Source organism: Geobacillus sp. (assembly GCF_017515625.1).
Classification (GTDB): domain Bacteria; phylum Bacillota; class Bacilli; order Bacillales; family Anoxybacillaceae; genus Geobacillus; species Geobacillus stearothermophilus.
Window position 1 is genome coordinate 1 of the sequence record NZ_JAFWFM010000130.1, and the last position, 3,744, is coordinate 3,744.

The 3,744-nt window shown below is 55.7% G+C and carries 3 protein-coding genes; all 3 read left to right on the forward strand.

From position 1 onward, the window contains the following. Positions 1 to 1,576, forward strand: a 1,576-nt coding sequence (locus IKE44_RS08205; protein ID WP_287465568.1) for a GltB/FmdC/FwdC-like GXGXG domain-containing protein, incomplete at its 5' end; no start/stop codon positions are given. 143 nt (positions 1,577 to 1,719) lie between these two features. Further along, a complete protein-coding gene (locus IKE44_RS08210) occupies positions 1,720 to 3,204 on the forward strand; it encodes a glutamate synthase subunit beta (RefSeq protein WP_287465570.1) in 1,485 nt (494 codons plus the stop codon). Positions 3,205 to 3,379: 175 nt separating this feature from the next. Next, positions 3,380 to 3,744, forward strand: a 365-nt coding sequence (locus tag IKE44_RS08215) for an IS110 family transposase (RefSeq protein ID WP_287465572.1), incomplete at its 3' end; no start/stop codon positions are given.

The following is a 3,744-nucleotide window of genomic DNA, read 5'->3' on the forward strand; positions in this document are numbered from 1 at the left end:
CGATTTGAAAAACGCCAACAAAGACGCGCGCATCAGCGTCAAGCTCGTCGCCAAAGCCAGCGTCGGCACAATCGCCGCTGGCGTGGCGAAAGGGAACGCCGATGTCATTGTCATCAGCGGCTATGACGGCGGCACGGGTGCGTCGCCGAAAACGAGCATCAAGCATGCCGGCTTGCCGTGGGAGCTTGGTTTGGTGGAAACGCATCAGACGCTCATGCTCAATGGGTTGCGCGACCGCGTCGTTCTAGAAACCGACGGCAAATTGATGACCGGCCGTGACGTTGTGATGGCGGCGCTGTTTGGGGCCGAAGAATTCGGATTTGCGACGGCACCGCTCGTCGTTTTAGGCTGTGTCATGATGCGCGTCTGCCATTTGGATACGTGTCCGGTCGGCGTGGCGACGCAAAATCCGGAACTGCGCAAGAAATTTACCGGCGAGCCGGATCATGTCGTCAATTTCATGTATTTCGTCGCTCAGGAAGTGCGGGAAATGATGGCGGAACTCGGATTCCGCACGATCGACGAAATGGTCGGCCGCGTTGACGTCTTAAAAGTGAGCGAACGGGCGAAAGCGCATTGGAAAGCGAAACATCTTGACTTGTCCCGTCTCTTGTATCAAGTCGATGGCCCGCGCACAGGCAGCAAAGGGCAAAACCATCGAATGGAAGAGACGCTCGACTATACGGAAATTTTACCGGCGGTGCAGCCAGCGCTTGAGCGGCAGGAGCCGGTCGAACTTCACCTCGCCATCCGCAACGTCCACCGCACGGTCGGGGCGATGACAGGAAGCGAAATCTCGAAGCGCTACGGCGAGGAAGGGCTGCCGGATGATACGATCCGCCTCCATTTCACCGGATCGGCTGGGCAAAGCTTTGCAGCGTTTGTGCCGAAAGGGATGACGCTTGAGCTCGTCGGCGACGCGAATGATTACGTCGGCAAAGGGCTTTCCGGCGGCAAAGTGATCGTCCGTCCGCCGCATGAGGCGCCGTTTGCCGCGGCTGACAACGTCATCATTGGCAACGTGGCGTTTTACGGGGCTACAAGCGGCGAAGCGTACATTCGCGGCCGCGCTGGGGAGCGGTTCTGCGTCCGCAACAGCGGCGTCCATGCTGTTGTCGAAGGCGTCGGCGACCACGGCTGTGAATATATGACCGGCGGCCGCGTTGTCATCCTCGGTTCGGTTGGCAAAAACTTCGCCGCCGGCATGTCCGGTGGGATCGCTTACGTTCTTGCCGATGAAGACAGCTGGCAGCAAACAGCCAACCTTGAGCTCGTCTCATTTGAGCGGCTCGAAGACGAGGAAGAAATTCGCGACGTGCGCCGGATGATCGAAAACCATTACCGCTATACAGGAAGCCCGCGGGCTGCATTGGTGCTCGACGAGTGGGACGATTACGTCCGCCGCTTCGTCAAAGTTATTCCACGCAATTACAAACTGATGATTGAGACGATCGAAACGCTCGAACAGTCCGGGCTTTCGCACGAAGAAGCTGTCATGGCGGCGTTTGAAACGGTGGCAAAACAGAAAAAAGCGGCTGTCGGCGGCGTCCATCAGCTGCAAGCGGTGGCGAAGTAACGCTGTGGCTTGCGATTGGCCGCGAAGTGACGACGCCGCTTCGGCTCCGCGGCTTCGCGGGGCCCGCTTTTTGATCGGCCAACAGGCGGGAAGGCCGCATGAGAGAAGAGAGGATACGTACGGAAAGAAGGAGGGGAACCATCGTGGGAAAAGCAACAGGATTTATGGAATATGCACGCGAGGAAGAGAAAAAGCGCGATCCGCTTTCCCGTCTTGATGATTGGAAAGAATACACGCAGCCGTTTTCCGAAGACGTGCTGGCCCGCCAAGGTGCCCGCTGTATGGACTGTGGCACGCCGTTTTGTCATATGGGATTGGAGCTAAACGGCCTGACTTCGGGGTGTCCGGTGCACAACTTGATCCCGGAATGGAACGATTTGGTGTACCGAGGCCGCTGGAAAGAAGCGCTTGATCGTTTGTTGAAAACGAACAACTTCCCGGAATTCACCGGCCGCGTCTGTCCAGCGCCGTGCGAGGGGTCATGCACGGTGGCGATTTCCGACCCGGCGGTTGCCATTAAAGGGATTGAACGGGCTATTATTGATAAAGGGTTTGCCGAGGGATGGGTGAAACCGCGCATTCCGAAAACAAGAACAGGGAAAAAAGTGGCCATCGTCGGCTCTGGCCCGGCTGGGCTCGCCTGTGCCGACCAACTTAACCAAGCTGGCCATTCGGTGACGGTGTATGAGCGGGCTGACCGCATCGGCGGCTTATTGATGTACGGCATTCCGAATATGAAGTTGGAAAAAGAAGTGGTCGAGCGGCGGGTGCGTCTGCTCGAAGAGGAAGGTATCACGTTTATTACGAACACCGAAGTCGGCAAAGATATTACGGCTGACGAACTGCGTGCTCAGTACGACGCCGTCGTCTTGTGCATCGGTGCGCAAAAGCAGCGCGATTTGGCCATTGAAGGCCGGGAGCTGGAGGGCGTCCATTTTGCGATGGATTATTTGACCGGCGTGACGAAAAGTTTATTGGATTCCAACTTTGCCGATGGCCAGTTTATTGATGCCAAAGACAAACATGTCATTGTGATCGGCGGCGGCGATACGGGCGCCGACTGCGTGGCGACCGCGCTGCGCCAAGGCTGCAAAAGCGTCGTCCAGTTCGGCAAACACCCGGCTTTGCCGGACAAGCGCCCAGACAATAACCCTTGGCCGCAATATCCGCTCGTTTTCACGCTTGATTATGCGTATGAGGAAGCGAAGGCGAAATTTGGGGCAGACCCGCGTCAATATTGCATTCAAACGAAAAAAATCGTAGGCGACGAGCACGGCCGCGTGAAAGAGCTGCATACGATTCAAACGGAAAAAATCATTGATGAAAACGGCAAAGCGATCTTTAAAGAAATTCCGGGGACGGAACAAGTATGGCCGTGTGATTTGGTTTTTATCGCCATCGGGTTTGAAGGGCCAGAGCAGCCGTTGTTGAAGCAGTTTGGTGTTGAAACGATCAACTACAAAGTGAAAGCCCCATACGGCAAATATACAACAAACATCGAGGGCGTGTTTGCCGCCGGCGACGCCCGCCGCGGCCAAAGCTTAATTGTCTGGGCCATCCATGAAGGCCGAGGGGCGGCTCGTGAAGTCGATCGGTTCCTGATGGGAGAGACGAAGTTGCCGTGGTGATGGATCCCTCCTTAAAAAGCACCGCTTTTTAAGGAGGATTTTTTGTTTTGCTGGAAAAGAAGGTATAAGGAGCATTCCCGTTAGGAGCTTTTCCGGGGACTTGATCAAAAAAAGCCCTCTTGGTATGATACAGGGGTGTCAACCACATCACTCACCATACCAAGGAGGACTTCAGATGAATTGTACACAAAACTATAAAATTGATCAAGTAACCGAACAAACGCTTGTCGTGGGTATTGATATCGCGAAACGAACCCACTACGCCTGCTTCGTGGATGACCGGGGGCGCGTGCTTCGCAAATCGTTCCCGATCTTCCAGTCGAAAGAGGGGTTTCAGCAGCTGTATAAAGCGATTCAGGAGGCGATGCAAGCGTTTGGGAAGTCAGAGGTGATCGTCGCCGTGGAGCCGACCGGGCACTACTGGTTGAACCTGGCCTACTTCCTCGAGGAGCACGGGATCCCGTTGGTCATGGTCAACCCGGCGCATGTGTGCCGGTCGAAAGAACTTGATGACAACCTGCCGACGAAACACGACGCCAA